12 protein-coding genes and 1 pseudogene are annotated in these 16229 nt (G+C 71.3%); 6 read left to right on the top strand and 7 right to left on the bottom strand.

What is annotated here, in order from left to right:
• Positions 1 to 5: 5 nt before the first annotated feature.
• Positions 6 to 398, top strand: a complete 393-nt coding sequence (gene ctaF, locus ACZ4NB_RS00235; RefSeq protein WP_467657255.1) for an aa3-type cytochrome oxidase subunit IV — start codon at positions 6 to 8, stop codon at positions 396 to 398.
• A gap of 32 nt (positions 399 to 430) precedes the next feature.
• Here the strand turns inward: ctaF and qcrB are convergent, their stop codons facing one another.
• The 3 genes from qcrB to kdpB form a co-directional block, all read right to left on the bottom strand.
• Positions 431 to 2086 (bottom strand): cytochrome bc1 complex cytochrome b subunit, encoded by a 1656-nt coding sequence (gene qcrB / locus ACZ4NB_RS00230; protein ID WP_467657253.1) that lies wholly within the window; start codon positions 2084 to 2086, stop codon positions 431 to 433.
• Positions 2087 to 2270: 184 nt separating this feature from the next.
• Positions 2271 to 2984 (bottom strand): N-acyl homoserine lactonase family protein, encoded by a 714-nt coding sequence (locus ACZ4NB_RS00225; RefSeq protein ID WP_467657252.1) that lies wholly within the window; start codon positions 2982 to 2984, stop codon positions 2271 to 2273.
• A gap of 25 nt (positions 2985 to 3009) precedes the next feature.
• Complete coding sequence (gene kdpB, locus ACZ4NB_RS00220; protein WP_467657250.1) at positions 3010 to 5193, bottom strand: potassium-transporting ATPase subunit KdpB; 2184 nt, start codon at positions 5191 to 5193, stop codon at positions 3010 to 3012.
• A gap of 432 nt (positions 5194 to 5625) precedes the next feature.
• Between kdpB and ACZ4NB_RS00215 the strand changes: the two genes are divergently transcribed.
• Positions 5626 to 6135 (top strand): SixA phosphatase family protein, encoded by a 510-nt coding sequence (locus tag ACZ4NB_RS00215; protein WP_467657738.1) that lies wholly within the window; start codon positions 5626 to 5628, stop codon positions 6133 to 6135.
• Between the two features lie 6 nt (positions 6136 to 6141).
• On the opposite strand, the pseudogene ACZ4NB_RS00210 reads toward ACZ4NB_RS00215, so the two are convergent.
• From ACZ4NB_RS00210 to ACZ4NB_RS00195, 4 genes and pseudogenes are all read right to left on the bottom strand, one after another.
• A pseudogene (locus ACZ4NB_RS00210) lies at positions 6142 to 6243 on the bottom strand (DNA alkylation repair protein); the annotation flags it as partial.
• A gap of 27 nt (positions 6244 to 6270) precedes the next feature.
• Entirely contained in the window at positions 6271 to 7515 is a 1245-nt protein-coding gene (locus tag ACZ4NB_RS00205) for a PP2C family protein-serine/threonine phosphatase (protein WP_467657249.1), read from the bottom strand.
• 149 nt (positions 7516 to 7664) lie between these two features.
• The gene (locus tag ACZ4NB_RS00200; protein ID WP_467657247.1) at positions 7665 to 8246 is read right to left on the bottom strand and encodes a TetR/AcrR family transcriptional regulator; all 582 of its coding nucleotides are present in this window, start codon (positions 8244 to 8246) and stop codon (positions 7665 to 7667) included.
• Between the two features lie 94 nt (positions 8247 to 8340).
• Entirely contained in the window at positions 8341 to 9111 is a 771-nt protein-coding gene (locus ACZ4NB_RS00195; RefSeq protein WP_467657246.1) for a class I SAM-dependent DNA methyltransferase, read from the bottom strand.
• Positions 9112 to 9543: 432 nt separating this feature from the next.
• Between ACZ4NB_RS00195 and ACZ4NB_RS00190 the strand changes: the two genes are divergently transcribed.
• The 4 genes from ACZ4NB_RS00190 to ACZ4NB_RS00175 all read left to right on the top strand — a co-directional run bounded on the left by ACZ4NB_RS00190 (position 9544) and on the right by ACZ4NB_RS00175 (position 16205).
• Positions 9544 to 10398, top strand: coding sequence for a sulfotransferase domain-containing protein (locus ACZ4NB_RS00190; RefSeq protein WP_467657737.1), 855 nt, complete (start codon positions 9544 to 9546; stop codon positions 10396 to 10398).
• A 114-nt stretch (positions 10399 to 10512) separates the two neighbouring features.
• Positions 10513 to 12093 (top strand): GMC family oxidoreductase, encoded by a 1581-nt coding sequence (locus ACZ4NB_RS00185; protein WP_467657244.1) that lies wholly within the window; start codon positions 10513 to 10515, stop codon positions 12091 to 12093.
• A gap of 892 nt (positions 12094 to 12985) precedes the next feature.
• The gene (locus ACZ4NB_RS00180) at positions 12986 to 15085 is read left to right on the top strand and encodes a glycosyltransferase (protein WP_467657243.1); all 2100 of its coding nucleotides are present in this window, start codon (positions 12986 to 12988) and stop codon (positions 15083 to 15085) included.
• Positions 15086 to 15101: 16 nt separating this feature from the next.
• A complete protein-coding gene (locus ACZ4NB_RS00175; protein ID WP_467657241.1) occupies positions 15102 to 16205 on the top strand; it encodes an LCP family protein in 1104 nt (367 codons plus the stop codon).
• Positions 16206 to 16229: the final 24 nt, after the last annotated feature.

Below are 16229 nucleotides of genomic sequence, written 5' to 3'. Positions count from 1 at the left end.
CGACGATGAAGATCGAAACATGTCTCTTCGCCGGCGTCACGCTGTTCTTCTTCGTGACGGCGATCGGCTATACCTGGTGGTCGGACGCCGAACCGGCCGGCTCGACCGCGCTCACCGTGTCCTTCCTCATGAGCGCCCTGGTGTTCGTCTTCCTCTACGTGCAGCAGCGCAAGCACGGCTCCCGCCCCGAAGACCACAAGGACGCCGAGATCCAGCAGCGGTCCGGCCCGGTGAACTTCTTCCCGCCGCGCAGCATCTGCCCCGTGATGACCGCCGTCGGATACGCCGTGGCCGCGCTGGGCGTGGTCTACGGGGTGTGGCTGCTCCTGATCGGCCTGGGCCTCCTGGCCGGCGGCGTCTTCGGTTTCCTCTTCGAGTACGGGGACCGCGAACCCTGACGCTCCTTCAGGAGGCGCGAGAACCGACGCCCCTACGGGCTCGCAGGCCCTTGGGCGCCATCGGCTCCCGGCCCGCCGGGAACCGCCGCGGCCTGCTGCTTCTGCTGCCGAACCGGCGGCAGGGCGACCTGGTCGCGGTAGTACCAACGGCTCAGCGCGAGGCGCAGCTGTTGCCGCCGGGGAAGGGTCTCGGCGAATTCTGCGGGTGGCGCCTCCAGCGCCCGCGGTGCCTGCCGCGCCAGGATCGTGTAGCGCTGCGCGGCGGGCAGCGGCCGGTGCTCCTCGTGGAGACCGCCGTAGACGGACTGGTGCACCTGCCCGGTCTCCTCGCCCTCGGCCAGCCGCTCCCGATCGCGGTGCTGCAGTGCCAGACACAGCCATTTGGTCACCAGGAACCCGAGCAGCGGGACGACCACCACCGCCGCGCGCAGCACCCATGTCAGGGCGTTGATCGACAGGCCGAAGACGAAGGCGATGACATCGTTCCCGCCGGCCAATTGGAGCACCGCGTAGAAGCAGATCGCCGCGACCCCGAGAGCGGTACGGGTGTGCTGCTCGCGGGGGCGGTCGCACACATGCAGTTCACCGCGGTCGGCGGTCACCCACCGTTCGAAGAACGGGTAGGCGTACAGCACGCCGAAGAGCACTCCGGGAAGGGCCACCGCGGGGATGAAGACGTTCCACATGACGGTGTGCCCCCACAGGTTGCTCTCCCAGGGAGGCATCAACCGCAGCGCGCCTTCGAGGAATCCCACGTACCAGTCGGGTTGTGCGTTGGTGGACACCTGGTCCGCCTGGAAGGGGCCGTAGTCCCAGACCGGATTGATCTGGCCGACCGCCCCGAGGACGGCGAAGACCGCCGACAGGATGAGGAGGAGCCCGGTGGACTTCGTGAGCCACAGCGGGAACATGGGCTGGCCGATCACATTCGTGTTGGTTCTCGCCGGGCCGCGCCACTGTGTGTGCTTGAGATACACCACAAGAATCAGATGGACCGTCACGAGCCCGATGAGGAGGCCGGGTACGAGGAGAATGTGAAGGGTGTACAGGCGCGGAATGATGTCGTTTCCGGGGAACTCGCCGCCGAAGGAGAAGAAGGAGAGATAGGTTCCCACGACGGGAATGGAGCCCATGATGGTGTCCGCGGTGCGCAGGCCGGTGCCGGAGAGCAGATCGTCCGGCAGGGAATATCCGCAGAATCCCTCCAGCAGGGCCAGCAGAAAGAGCGTCACGCCGATCAGCCAGTTGCCCTCGCGGGGCCGGCGGAAGGCGCCGGTGAAGAAGATCCGCAGCATATGCACGCCGATACTGGCCAGGAACGTGAGGGCCGCCCAGTGGTGCACCTGGCGGATGAGCAGTCCGCCGCGCACATCGAAGCTGATGCGGAGGGTGGAGGCGTACGCCTGGGTCATCCGCGTGCCGTGCAAGGGGCGGTAGGAGCCGTGGTAGGTGATCTCGGCCATGCTCGGGTCGAAGAAGAACGTCAGGAAGACGCCGGTGAGCACCAGCACCAAAAGGCTGTAGAGCGCCAGCTCGCCGAGCAGAAAGGCCCAGTGGTCCGGAAACGCCTTGCGCAGGAGTTTGCCCGCCGATGCCGCCGGCAGCCGCTCGTCGAGGCGGCGGAAGCTGTGCTCGGCCGCGCCTTGCAGCCTGCGTCCGAGCCGTTCCGTGCAATTCCGGAAGACCATGCACCGCGCTCCTCACGCGTCGACTGGCCGCTACCGGTTCCCTTCACCGGATGGTGCCAGTCCGTAATGTACTGAGAATTGCACGGGGAGCACGGCAGGACCGACCGCCAGTCGTCGGCAGGTGTTTTCCGGTGGTGAATTCGGTGGTCCGGTGCGGGAGTCGGCGGGCCGCGGCGGAAATCGGCTATCCGCATGTGCCGTGGGACGGTTCCCAGACCGAGCAGTCGTGGGCGAAGAGCACACGGCGCGGGTCGAACGCGGTGAGCCGGTCCAGCCAGGGCCGATAGGGGGGAAGCGGCTGCTCCTCGCCCTCCAGCGCGGCGTGGCGGGCCAGCTGGTCGGCGGCGAACTCGGACGCGAAGTCGTGGGCCTGCCCGGCCAGGACCACGGAGCCGTCGTTTCGACGGACCACCAGCGACTGGTGGCCCGCCGTGTGTCCGGGCGTGGGGATGATCCAGACCCCGGGCCGGATCTCGGCCTCACCGGCGAGTTCCTCATACCTCGCGCCGGGGAAGTCGACGAGTCCGTCGATGGTGTAGCCACCCCGGCGGGCGGCCGCCAGCTCCGCCTCCTGCACCAGGATCGGCACCCCACCCAGCAGGGGGTTGCCTCCGCAGTGGTCGAAGTGGAGGTGGCAGTTGACGACCAGGGAGATATCCGCGAGGGCGACTCCGGCGGCCGAGAGGGCGTCCGGCAGGGCGCGGCGCCGGGGCCGGTAGTGCGCGTCGGTTTCGGGGGATCCGCCGCCGATGCCGGTGTCGAAGAGGATCAGCCCCTGATCGTGCCGTACGAGGTAGCCGAGCACGGGCTCGACCCGCGGGTACGAGCCGCCGGCCTCCGATGCCGGTCGGATGAAGTAGCCCAGGTTGAGCCGGCGTACCGGCGTGTTCGTCCCCATGCGTGTGATCCTTCCACGGCCGTGCTCAGCCGAGACCGGGGATCTGGGAGATCAGCAGGTCGATGAGCTTGATGCCGACGAACGGGGCGATCAGGCCGCCGAGTCCGTAGCGGGTGAGGTTGCGGCGCAGCAGGTCGTGCGCGGAGGCCGGGGTGTAGCGGACGCCGCGCAGGGCGAGCGGGATCAGGGCGATGATGATGAGCGCGTTGAAGATGATCGCGGAGGTGATGGCCGAGGTCGGGCTGTGCAGGCCCATGATGTTCAGGGCCGACAGGCCCGGGTAGGCGCCGGCGAACATCGCCGGGATGATCGCGAAGTACTTGGCGACGTCGTTGGTGATCGAGAAGGTGGTCAGCGCACCCCGGGTGATCAGCAGCTGCTTGCCGATCTCGACGATCTCGATGAGCTTGGTCGGGTTGGAGTCCAGGTCCACCATGTTCCCGGCCTCCTTGGCGGCCGAGGTCCCGGTGTTCATGGCCACACCGACGTCCGCCTGGGCCAGCGCGGGTGCGTCGTTGGTGCCGTCACCGGTCATCGCGACCAGCTTGCCGCCCTCCTGCTCCTGGGCGATCAGGGCGAGCTTGTCCTCGGGGGTGGCCTCGGCGAGGTAGTCGTCGACGCCCGCCTCCTGGGCGATGGCCCTGGCCGTCAGCGGGTTGTCACCCGTGATCATGACCGTCCGGATGCCCATCCGGCGCAGCTCGGCGAAGCGGTCGCGGATACCGTCCTTGACGATGTCCTTGAGGTGGATGACGCCGAGCACCCGCGCCCCGTACCGGTCGTGCACCGCGACCACCAGGGGAGTGCCGCCGGACGCCGCGATCGCGTCGGTGAACATCCGCGCCTCGGACGGCACTTGGCCGCCGAGACCGGTCACCCACGCGACAACCTGAGCCGCCGCGCCCTTGCGGATCCGGCAACCGGACCCGTCGGCCCAGCGCAGATCGACGCCGCTCATCCGGGTCTGCGCACTGAAGTCGACGTACGCGGCGTGCTGCAGCTCCCCTTCGGCCGGCGTCCGCAGCTCGTACCTCTCCTTCGCGAGGACGACGACGGAGCGGCCCTCGGGCGTCTCGTCGGCGAGTGAGGAGAGCTGGGCGGCGTCCGCGAGCCGGAGTTCGTCGATGCCGGGCAGCGGGACGAAGGCGACCGCCTCGCGGTTGCCGAGGGTGATGGTGCCGGTCTTGTCGAGCAGCAGGGTGTTGATGTCGCCGGCGGCCTCGACCGCGCGGCCCGACATGGCCAGGACGTTGCGCTGGACGAGCCGGTCCATACCGGCGATGCCGATCGCGGAGAGCAGCGCGCCGATCGTCGTCGGGATCAGGGTGACGAGCAGCGCGACGAGCACCGCGGTCTGCTGGGCGGCGCCGGCGTAGGAGGCCATCGGCTGCACCGTGACGACGACGAGGACGAAGACGATGGTGAGCGCGGCGAGCAGGATGTGCAGCGCGATCTCGTTCGGGGTGCGCTGCCGGGTCGCGCCCTCGACCAGGGCGATCATCCGGTCCAGGAAGGACTGCCCGGGGCGGGAGGTGACGCGGACGACCAGCCGGTCGGACAGGACGGTGGTGCCGCCGGTGACGCCGGAACGGTCGCCTCCGGACTCGCGGATGACGGGTGCCGATTCGCCGGTGACCGCCGATTCGTCGACCGCGGCCACACCGTCGACCACCTCGCCGTCCGCCGGGATCACCTCGCCCGCCTCGACCACCACGAAGTCGAAGGGCTGCAGATCGGCGGCGGCGACCGGTTCGGTCACGGCGCCCCGCAGATCGATGCCGACCCGCCAGTTGTCCCGCAGCCGCCGGGCGGAGAGGTCCGTGCGCGCCCTGCGCAGCGACGCGGCCTGCGCCCTGCCGCGGCCCTCGGCGACCGCCTCGGCAAGCTGCGCGAAGAGGACGGTCAGCCAGAGCCAGCCGCTGATGACCCAGGTGAAGACGGACGGGGCGATCAGCGCGGAGAGCGAGGTCAGGACGGAGCCGCAGGCCACCACGAACAGGACGGGGTTGGTGGCCAGCGCCCGCGGGTGCATCTTGCGCAGCGCCTCGGGCAGGGCCGTCAGCAGCACTTTGGGGTCGAGGAGTCCGCCCGGCTCCCGACGTCGCCGCCGGCGGCCGCCCCGCGCCGGGGCGCCGTGCGGGGGGAGGGCGGCCGTCCCGTCGGCCTCGGAGGTCGGCGTGTTCGGGGCGTGGGGTGGGGCCAGAGCCATGGGAAGACTTTCTGGGAGCGCGGCCTCCTGCCTGGGCGGGCGGCCGGACGGCCGGGGGACGGTGGCCGAGGACGGCGGCCGGTGGGCGGAGCGAGGCCGCTGCGGGTATCCGTCGGCCGAGACCGAACCTACGGTGGCGCCGGGCGCCACAAGCCCTGCCCCGTAGGGAATTTGCGGCTCTCTTACGGCTCGGCCCGCAAGACCCGGCCCGGCCTGACGCGACCTTGACGCCCGGCCGCTTCCCCGACCCGTCCTCCGTATGTGCTGCCGCTGTGCTGCCGCGACCTTCGCCACGCGGAGGGGCGGCGTGCGGTGCTCGGCCGTTCTCCACTTCGCGCGCGGTATCGTCGAAATCGACCGCCGACCGTGTGGGGTGCCGTCAGCACGCCGTCTGGCCGGGCGAGGACCCTGTGAGGAGGCCCCGTGGCGGAACTGCGCCGACTGGTCGTCCTGCGGCATGCCAAGTCCGCCTGGCCGCCGGACGTGGAGGACCACGAGCGGCCGCTGGCGAAGCGCGGACGGCGCGACGCCCCCGCCGCGGGCCGCTGGCTGCGGGCCGCCGACTGCGTCCCGGAACTGGTCGTCTGCTCCACCGCCGAACGCGCCCGGCAGACCTGGGACCTGGCCGCCGCCCAGCTCGACACGCCGCCCACGGTCCGTCACGACCCCCGCCTCTACGGCGCGACGGCCGACGAACTGCTCGCCGTCGTCCGCGAAACCCCGGACAGCGTGCGCACCTTGCTGCTGGTCGGCCACAGTCCCGGGGTCCAGGACCTGGTCCTGCTGCTCGCCGCGGAGGCGCTCGGCGACGCCCTCGAACGCACCCGGGAGAAGTTCCCGACCTGCGCGATCGCCGTCCTCACCCAGCAGGGCGCCTGGCCCGCGGCCGCGCCGGGCACGGCGCTGCTCACGGATGTCGCGGTGCCGCGCGGATCGCGCTGAGGCCGATCAGGCCACCGTCCCATCGCCGTGTCGGCGCACCATCTCGGTGATCCGGACGGGCGCGAACGGAGCGGTGCAGCCCGGGGAGGTCGGGTAGTCCTTGAGCACCAGGCGGACGTCTTCGCGGCGCACGTATCAGAGCCGCACGATGACCAGGGCGATGTCGTCGCGTGCGCCGGCGCTGACGCCGAGGCGGGCCAGCAGGGCGTCGGCGAGGCGTTCCGGGCTGAGTCTGCTGCAGGGGGCGAGGGCGTCGGTGAGGCGGGCCAGGCTGGCGTCGATGTCCTCGTCGCGGCGTTCGATGAGCCCGTCGGTGTAGAGGACGAGGGAGTCGCCGGGGGTGTAGGGCAGCTGGGCCTGGGGGCGGAGTACGTGTTCGGGGCGGGCGCCCAGAGGCGGGTCGGTGGCCCCGTCGAGGATGTCGTGGCTGCCGTCGGGGTGCAGCAGGACGGGCGGCGGATGACCCGCGCTGCTGTAGACGATCCGGTGGCCGGCGGTGTCGACCAGCGCCTGGACCGCGGTCGTGGCCAGGGCGCCCTCGATGGAGCGGGCGTACAGGCCCAGCACCGTCAGCGCCCGGGCGGGGTCGTGCACGGAGCGGGCGGCGGCGCTGAGGGCGCTGCGGAGCATGCCCATGACGGCGGCGGCCTCCAGACCGTGGCCGACGACATCGCCGACCGCGACGGCGAATCCCTTCTCCGGGAGGTCGATGATGTCGTACCAGTCGCCGCAGACGTTCAGTGACCCGATGGCGGGCAGGTAGCGCACCGCGATGTCATGGTGCCGGGCGAGGTCGGGGGAGTGGAGCATGGCCTCCTGCAGGGTGAGGGCGACCTGGCGTTCGCGGGCGTGCGCCCGGCGGAGTTCCTCGTTGAGCCGTTGCAGCTCGCGCGCCCGGACGTACAGCTCGGCCTCCATCGCCTCCTCGCGTTCGCTCAACTGCCCGCCGGGCATCTGCCGGGCCCGGCGGGAGTGGACGAACGCGGTCACGTCCTCCACCCGGTGGATGATCCACGCCACCGTGCCGTCCGGCCCCAGGACCGGGGTGTTGATCGTCGACCACCACCGCTCCTCGAACACCCCCGGCCGGTCGCGGACGGCGATGTCGTACCGCTGGACCGCCATGGGGTCCGGCTCCCGGGAGACCAGCACCTGGCGCAGCGAGTCGGTCAGCTCCTGCACGCCCGCGGCCTCGGGGTCGGCGGGGTTGTCCGGGAAGGCGTCGAAGACGTACTGCCCGATCAGCTCGTCCCGGGTGCGGTCGGTCGCCCGGAGGTAGGCGCGGTTGACGTCCACGATCATCAGCTCCGGATCGAGGACGAGGCATGCGCTCGGTGTCGCGGCGAACAGGGCGGCGTGATCGAGATCCGGTCTCCTCACGCGCGCCCGCCTCTCTTCCCGCAGCCCACGGACCCGCTCACCCGACCAATCTATGAGCCGCCGGGCACCCGCGCTCGCCGGGACGCGGGCCGTGGGCGGCGCCCTGTCGGCCGGTGCGACCGGCGGCCCTGGCCGTGCCGCGGGACGCCTTAAGGCCAGCCGTCCCCCCAGCCCTGTTCCAGCAGGGTGAACACCTCGTGCAGGGCGCGCCGGGGGTCGTCGTGCCCGCGGACCAGACGCGGGCTCTCCATGACGAAGTGGGCCAGCGCCGCGGCGCCGATATCGCCGTCGGGGGCCCCGGTCGCCTCGGCGATGGCGGCGGCCAGGGCGGTCTCGTGCCGCAGCCACATGCGGTCGACGTACTCCTGGAGTGCGGGGGTCGCGTTCACCAGCCGGATGAAGGCGGCTGCGTCCGGGGTGCCCTCGGGGAGGGACAGGCGGGTGCGCGCCACATGGTCGCGCAGAGCGTGCAGGACGGGCCGGCCCGGGGCCCGGTCGCGCACGGCGGCGACCAGGGCGGCCTCATGGTCCTCGTCCTCGTCGAGGACGAGCGCCTCCTTGCTGGGGAAGTGCTTGAACAGGGTGGTCACCGACACGTCCGCCGCTTCCGCCACGTCCCGGACGCCGACGTTGTCGTAGCCGTGCTCCACGAAGAGCCGCAGGGCGGCGTCCGCCAGGGCCTGGCGCGTCCGGGCCTTCTTGCGCTCGCGGCGCCCCGTCGTCTCGGTCATGCCGCCCACCCTACCCGGCACGGTTGACCTGATGCGAAAGTTTAGCCGTTACACCTGCGAATCCGCGGTGGGTCGCGGGATGCCCGCGGCGGCTTCATGCGGGCAGCTCGTACACGGACACGTGGTAGCTGCTGGAGTCCTTCAAGCGTGTGCCGGACCACCCGCCGGCGCGGTGCCGCAGCCGCAGTCCGGCAGCCTCCGCCATCAGGTCCAGTTCGCCCAGGGAGGCGTAGCGGAAGGTGATGCGCACATGGCGCAGCCGGTCGTCGTCGAGGACCACGTAGTCGGAGACATAGCGCTGTTGGGCCGGGTGCACGGTGCGGGTGCGCAGCACGAAGTCCAGGCCGGAGGTGTCGACGGGCCGGGTCCCGGACGGCACCGACGCCAGGGCCTCCGGCAGATGGGCGTCCAGGACGAAGAGGCCGCCCGGCCGCAGCCGTCGTGCGGCGTTGGCGAAGCAGGCGAGCTGGCCGGCCTGTGTGGTCAGCGCGCCGAACCCGCCGTTGGCGACGTAGACGATGGCGTATCCGCCGGACTCGTCCGCGGCGGGTGGGCCGGCGAAGTCGCCGATGGCCACTGGGATGTCGCGGCCACCGGGTTTGGCGCGCAGCTGCGCGACCAGCTGCGGGGAGTCGTCGACGCCGTGGACGGCCAGGCCGTGCCGGGCGAGGGGCAGGGCGACGCGGCCGGCGCCGATGCCGAGTTCGAGCAGCGGGCCGGGAGGGGCTTCCCCGGCGAGCGCGACCAGGAAGCCGACGGTGGCGTCCGTGGCACCGGCCGCCGCGAACCAGTCGTCGTACCGGTCGGCGATATGCCGGGCGTACCCGGCCTCGGGCGGCACGTCCTGGGGGAGTGCTGGTGGCATGGTGTCCTCCGGTGCGAAGGGGCGGTGGCCGACGTGCAGGGCGGCCGTGCGGCCAGCAGTTACCCCGGCGCCGGTCGGTCATGTGGTCTGCCGGACCGCGCAACCGGAATCCGGTCACCGGCGAGGCGGCCGGCATCCGCGTGGTGCGTCACGGTGCGGAGGTGTACCGGGAATTGCCGGTGGGCGAGGTCGGCGGAGTTCCCTGCCGAGTCGGTACGGCGGGCGCGCGATATCCGATCGGCGCCGGGCATTGCTCATTGCGCCACCGTCGCCCCGGCGCACGGCACGATTACTTGTCCGGTTCCCTCGCGTGCCGAGCGGGATGTGCGCTTATCCGTGCGCCCCGTGCGCTCTTTGTGCTCTCCGTGCCACCGGCGGATTTTCCTGATTCATTGCCATGGTCGCCGGTGACGATCACAATGCAACGCTGTGATGTCCCCTTTTTCCGCTGTTTCCGCTCCTTCTGTCGCACCGCGGACCACCGCGGGAACGGGTGATGCGGACGGCGACGTCCATGTCGTTTCGTTCCCCAAGTGCGGACGGACCTGGCTGCGTGTCCTGATGGCCAAGGCCGTTTCCGAGGCCCGCGGACTGCCGATGGAAATCTGCCGCGATCTGGAACTCACGGAATTCAGCGCGGTCGATTCCGCCGTTCCGCGCATCGTCTTCCGGCACGACGACCGGGTCGGCCGGCGGACCCCGGAACAGCTGTCCTGGGACAAGAGCTTCTACCGCGACCGGAAGGTCGTCCTCGTCCTCCGCGATGTCCGGGACACCGTCGTCTCCTGCTACTTCCAGCGGTCCCGCCGGAAGGACCATCCCTACTCCGGCGGGCTCGGCACGTTCCTGGCCGAGCCGCAGGGCAGCGTGCGGACCTGCCTGACCTTCTGGAACATCTGGCACGCCCGCCAGGACGTGCCGGCGGCGTTCCTGCTCACCTCCTACGAACGGCTGGCCGCCGACACCGCGGGGGAGCTCGCCCGCGTGCTGCGCTTCTGCGGGCTGCCGCCCATCGGCGCGGAGGCGCTGCGTACGGCGGTGGAATTCGGGGACTTCCCCTCCCCGCGCACCACGGAACGCGCGCCGGGCGCGGAGCGGTTGCGGCCGGCGGTGCCCGGCGACCGGGAGTCCCTCACCAGCGGCCACGGTGTCGTCGGGGGCTTTCGCGACCACCTCACCCGCGAGCAGACCGGCCATGTGAACGGCCTGGTGCGTCGCCGCCTGGTCCTGCCGTGGCGTCAGGCCGCCCTGGCGGCGGACCACTGGCGGCCGCCCCGTGCGCGCTGACGGCCCGCACCTCGCCGCGGGTGACCGCCGCCCGCGCCCCGGATGTGACATCGACAATGGCCGGTTTCCCGGTGTGAGCGGGGGTGCCGGTACGGCTTGGCTGGAGGGGTCCGTATGCAGGCCGCACAAGGGGGACGGGTGTACGACTACATCATCGTGGGTGCCGGCTCGGCCGGGTGTGTGCTGGCGTCCCGGCTCACCGAGGACCCGGACGTCCGGGTGCTTCTCGTCGAGGCCGGGCCGGTGGACGACGCGCCGGAGATCCATATTCCCGCCGCCTTCAACAAGTTGTTCCGCACGAAGTACGACTGGAGCTATCTCGGCGAGCGCGAACCGGGGCTGGGCGGCCGCCGCACCTTCCTGCCCCGGGGCCGGATGCTCGGCGGTTCGTCGTCGATGAACGCGATGATCTACATCCGCGGCCACCGGCACGACTACGACGGCTGGGCCGCCGCCGGCGCCGAGGAGTGGAGCTGGGACGACGTCCTGCCGTACTTCCTGCGCGCCGAGGACTTCCAGGGGCGCAGATCGCCCTGGCACGGGACCGGGGGACCGCTCACGGTCAGCGAGGGCCGCTCCCGGCATCCCCTGATGGCCGCCTACGTGGCGGCCGCCCAGGAGGCCGGCCACCCGTACACCGCCGACTTCAACGGTCCCGAACAGGACGGCGTCGGCTACTACCACCTCACCCAGCGCGAGGGCATGCGCTGCAGCACCGCGGACGCCTATCTGCGACCCGCTCTGAACCGGCCCAACTTGGCGGTGCTCACCGGCGCGACCTGCACGCGGGTGCTGTTCGACGGCGACCGGGCCGGCGGCGTCGAGCTGGACAGCGGCGGCGAGCTGCGGCGGTTGCGCGCCGGACGGGAGGTGGTGCTCTGCGCCGGTGCGTACAACTCCCCGCAGCTGCTGATGCTGTCCGGCATCGGCGTGGCCGACGAGCTGGCGGCGCACGGCATCACACCCCGGGTGGACCTCCCGGTGGGGGAGAACCTCCAGGACCACCCGCACGTCGGCCTCTCGTACCTGACCGACACCGAGACCCTGCTGAGCGCCGCCTCACCGGACAACGTCCGCCTCCTGGAGGCCGAACGCCGCGGCCCGCTCACCTCCAACGTCGGCGAGGCCGGGGGGTTCCACCGGACCCGTGAAGACCTCGACGCCCCCGACATCCAGGTGCACGCCGCACCGGTGATGTTCCACGACGAGGGCCTCGGCCAGGTCTTCGACCATGCCTTCATGTTCGGCGCGGTCCTGCTCACCCCCACCAGCCGGGGCAAGGTCTCGCTGCGGTCGGCGCTGCCCAGCGCCCAGCCGCACATTCTGCACAACTACCTGGCCACCGAGGACGATCGCGCGACGATGGTGCGGGCGGTGCGGCTGCTGCTGGACATCGCCGACCAGCCGAGCCTGCGCAAGCACCGCAGGGCCGACTTCCGGGTCCCCGAGTCGCTGACCGACGACGGCCTGCTGGACTTCGCGCGGCGCGAGCTGCAGACCCTGTACCACCCGGCGGGCACCTGCTCCATCGGCCCGGTCGTCGACAGCCGGCTCAGGGTGCACGGTGTGCGCGGACTGCGGGTGGTGGACGCCTCCGTGATGCCGACCGTGGTACGGGGCAACACCAATGCCCCCACCATCATGATCGCCGAGAAGGCGGCGGACCTGCTGCGCGACCTCCCGGCTCCGGCCTGACCTTCCCGGCGCCGAAAACCGCCTGCTCGGCGGCGCGACGGCGGCGCACTCGGCCGTCGAAAGCCGCCGGGCGGGGGGGCGGAAATACCGGGCACCGCGACGTGGACGGGCGCTGCCCCTATCGAGGCTTCTCCGTGTGCACAAGCCGCCTCGGAGTGGCCCGTTCCCGGCCAGTCGGACCAATCCGAACAAGGCCCGCCTAGTAAGCAGTTCAATTACTCGCGCTATCGCCCGGCGCCGTGAGTTACTTCACAGTACAAATCTCTCCGTTAGGGCCCGTTAAGGGGTGCGCGGAGCTGCCCTTTCCTATTCTCATTCGCGGTATCTGGTTACACTCACGCTCCATGCGAACCGCTACCCCCCACAGCATTCGCCCCGGTAAACAGCGCAATCGTCCGGTATTTGTCGACACGTCAGGCAGGCGTCGACGCCTGCTGGGACATGCAGCGCTGACCGCAGGGTGCATGTGCACCGGATATCTCGTACTCCTCGCCGTCGTGTTCGGCGGCCTCCAACAACCGGACGCCGAGCCGGCGTCGGGAAAGGCAGGACCGCTACCGGAGCAGACCGCCCACCACGAGCCCGGAGGCGTCCCGGACGACGCCCGTCCCTCGGCTCCCGACCACACCTCCGGGCCGGCGGTACCCGTCGGCCATCACGCTTCCGGACCGGCGGTACCCGTCGGCCACCACGCATCCCGAGCCCCCGTCGAGACCAGACCCGCTCCGTGAGAAACGCCGGACCGGCGCGCGCCACCCACTGGGTGTGAAGCCCGACCGGTCCGACCCGAGGCGTGTCCGTCCGCGCCCCCCATCCGTGCTCGCCGCTCTGGCGGGCCGGCGCGGACGCACGCCTCGCACGTGGCATGTCTCCTCGACGGAAAGGGCCCATTGTGGCGTTGTCAGGGCAGGCGCGGCACGCGCTGCGCCACTCCCCACGCTGGCACTGGTTACTACTGGTGCTGATCCTCCCCATAGTCGCTACGTCACTGCTCTTCGAAGGCTGGACCACCCACGAGGTCGACGGCGCCCGCACCAGGCGGGCGTGCACCAGCCCCATACCGAAGTCCGCGGACAACGGAGCCCCCGTCCTGCGCGTCACCGGCGGCACCGCCGAGACCGCGCAGATGGCGCACCGGACCGCCGCGCTCACCTTCGACGGCGGGCCCGACCCGGTGTGGACACCCCGACTGCTCGACCTGCTGCGCGCCCAGCACGCGCACGCGACGTTCTTCCTCTACGGAACCCAGGCGGCCCGCCACCCGGAACTGGTGCGGCGCATCCGCGACGAGGGCCATGAGATCGGCTCGTACACCTACACCGGCGGCGACTTGGGCAGTGCCTCCGGGCTCCGCGCCCAACTGGAGCTCTCGCTCACCCAGACCGCGCTGGCGGGCGCCGCGGACGTCAACACCCGGCTGCTGCGGCTGCCGCACACCACCACCGCCGACACGATGTGCGGTGCGGAGTGGTCGGCTGCACGGCGCGCGACCGACCAGGGGTACCTCCTCGTCGCCGCCACGCACCGCTCCCGCAAGCCCCCGCTGGGCGTGGTGCGGCAGTTCAGCCACACCGCCCTGGGGTACCAGGAGGCCAAGCAGCTGCTGGCCGACCCGGAAGTGGGGCGGTTCACCACCGTCACACGCGGGCTCGGACGGCCCTCGCTCACCACTCGGGCCTCCCTGCCCGAGCGCGTGCAGGGAGAGGCGCTGATCTGGATCCAGTCCATCGGGCACTCCTTCGCGCGCTCGATGACCTGGGCGCTGGGGATCGCGGGCGGGCTGGGTGTACTCCGGCTGCTGCTGCTCGCCTTCCTCGCCCGCGTGCACGTACGCCGCCGGCGCCGGCACCGGTCGGGTGCGCCCTGGCTGCGCGCGGTGACCGATCCGGTGACGGTGCTGGTCCCCGCGCACAACGAGGAAGCGGGCATCGAGGCCACGGTGCGCTCGCTGCTGGCGTCCACGCACCGGGACCTGCAGATCATCGTCATCGACGACGGGTCGACCGACCGGACCGCGGAGATCGCCCGCAGCATCGTCGACCCCCGGCTGACGGTGGTGCAGCAGCTCAACTCCGGTAAACCCGGGGCGCTCAGCACGGGCTTGAGCTACGCGCGTTGCGACATCATCGTCATGATCGACGCGGATACGGTCTTCGAGCCGGACGCCCTCTACCGACTCATCCAGCCGCTCGCCGACCCGACGATCGGGGCGGTCAGCGGCAACACCAAGGTGGGCAACCGGCGCAGCCTGCTCGGCCGATGGCAGCACCTCGAATACGTCCTCGGGTTCAACCTGGACCGGCGGATGTTCGAGGTGCTCGAATGCATGCCGACCGTGCCCGGCGCCATCGGCGCCTTCCGCCGGGACGCGCTCATGGCCATCGGCGGGATCAGCGACGACACCCTCGCCGAGGACACCGATCTCACCATGGCCCTGTGGCGGGTGGGCCGGCGCGTGGTCTACGAGGAGACGGCCATCGCCTGGACCGAAGTGCCCAGTACCTTCAGCCAGTTGTGGCGGCAGCGCTACCGCTGGTGCTACGGCACCCTGCAGTCGATGTGGAAGCATCGCCACGCCGTGCTGGAAGTCGGCCCGGCCGGGCGCTTCGGCCGGCGCGGGCTCACCTATCTCGCCCTGTTCCAGATCGTCCTGCCGCTGTTCGCGCCGGTCGTCGACGTCTTCGCCCTGTACGGGCTGTGCTTCGGCGACACCGGGCAGGCGCTCGGGGTCTGGCTCGGCTTCCTCGTCGTCCAGCTGATCACCGCGGCGTACGCGCTGCACCTGGACCGCGAACGGCTCCATGTGCTGTGGGCGCTACCGCTCCAGCTGTTCTTCTACCGGCAGCTGCTGTACCTCGTGGTCATCCAGTCCGTGGTCACCGCGCTGCTCGGCACCCGGCTGAAGTGGCACCGCATGCACCGTACCGGCACCGCCAACCAGCACCTGCTCTCGGAGCCCGTGCCGCATCTGAGCAGCGTGTCGCCGAAGTGACCGAGGAGAGTGAGAAATGAGCGACTCGTCAGGCCGCCGGGCCGGCAGCGGGATATCCGACGACGGTGGCGGCCCGTACCACCACGAGCCCGGAGCGCCGCCGCCACGGCCCCGGTCCCACCGTTCCCGGCGCCGGCGGCCCCTGCTGCGGATGGCCATCGCGCTGCTCGTGACGCTGCTGGCCCTCCCCGCCGGCGCCCTGGCCTGGGCCGGCGGCAAGCTCAACAGCCAGGTCGACCTCGGCGCACCGGAACAGCGTCGGCACACCGGCAAGGGCACCAACTACCTCCTCGTCGGGTCCGACAGCCGCAGCGGGCTGACCGACCGGGAGAAGCGGGATCTGCACACCGGGTCGGCCGGCGGCCGCCGCACGGACTCGATGATCCTGCTGCACACCGGCGCGGGCGGCACCACGATGGTGAGCCTGCCCCGCGACTCGTGGCTGACCATCCCGGCCTGGACCAGCCCCATGACGGGCAAGCGGCACGCCCCCGCGAAGAACAAGCTCAACGCGGCGTTCGCGCTCGGCGGCCCCAAGATGCTGGTGCGCACCATCGAGCACAACACCGGCCTGACGATCGACCACTACGTGGAGGTCGGCTTCGCGGGTTTTGTGAACCTCGTCAACGCGGTCGGCGGTGTCCCGATGTGCCTGGAGCGGGACCTGAAGGACAAGAAGTCCGGCGCCGACCTGCGCAAGGGCTGCCAGACCCTCGACGGCACCGCGGCGCTCGCCTTCGTCCGCCAGCGTCATCAGGAGGCCCAGGGCGACCTGGGGCGTACCCGCAACCAGCAGAAGTTCCTCTCCGCCCTCGCCCATCGGGCCGGGAGGCCGGGGACCGTGCTGAACCCGTTCGCCGTCTTCCCCGCGTTGGACGCGGGGCTGGACACCGTCGTCGTCGACCGGAACACCGGTCTGCTGGACCTCGCCTCGCTGTTCCAAGCCGTCAGCGGGGTCACGGCCGGCCAGGGCAAGCAGGTCAACGTCCCCGTGTCCGCCGTGGGCATCCCCACCTCCAAGGGCAGTGCCGTGCTCTGGGACCGGAAACGGGCGGGACGGCTCTTCGGCGAGCTCAACGACGACCGGCCGGTGAGCCTGAAGAACGGGACGACCCGATGAGGGCGGCGGACCGGCCGGGGACCA

The organism is Streptomyces sp. NPDC026575 (assembly GCF_055567415.1).
Note: the sequence above shows the minus strand (reverse complement) of the source record. Positions and strands in the feature narration are given on the sequence as shown.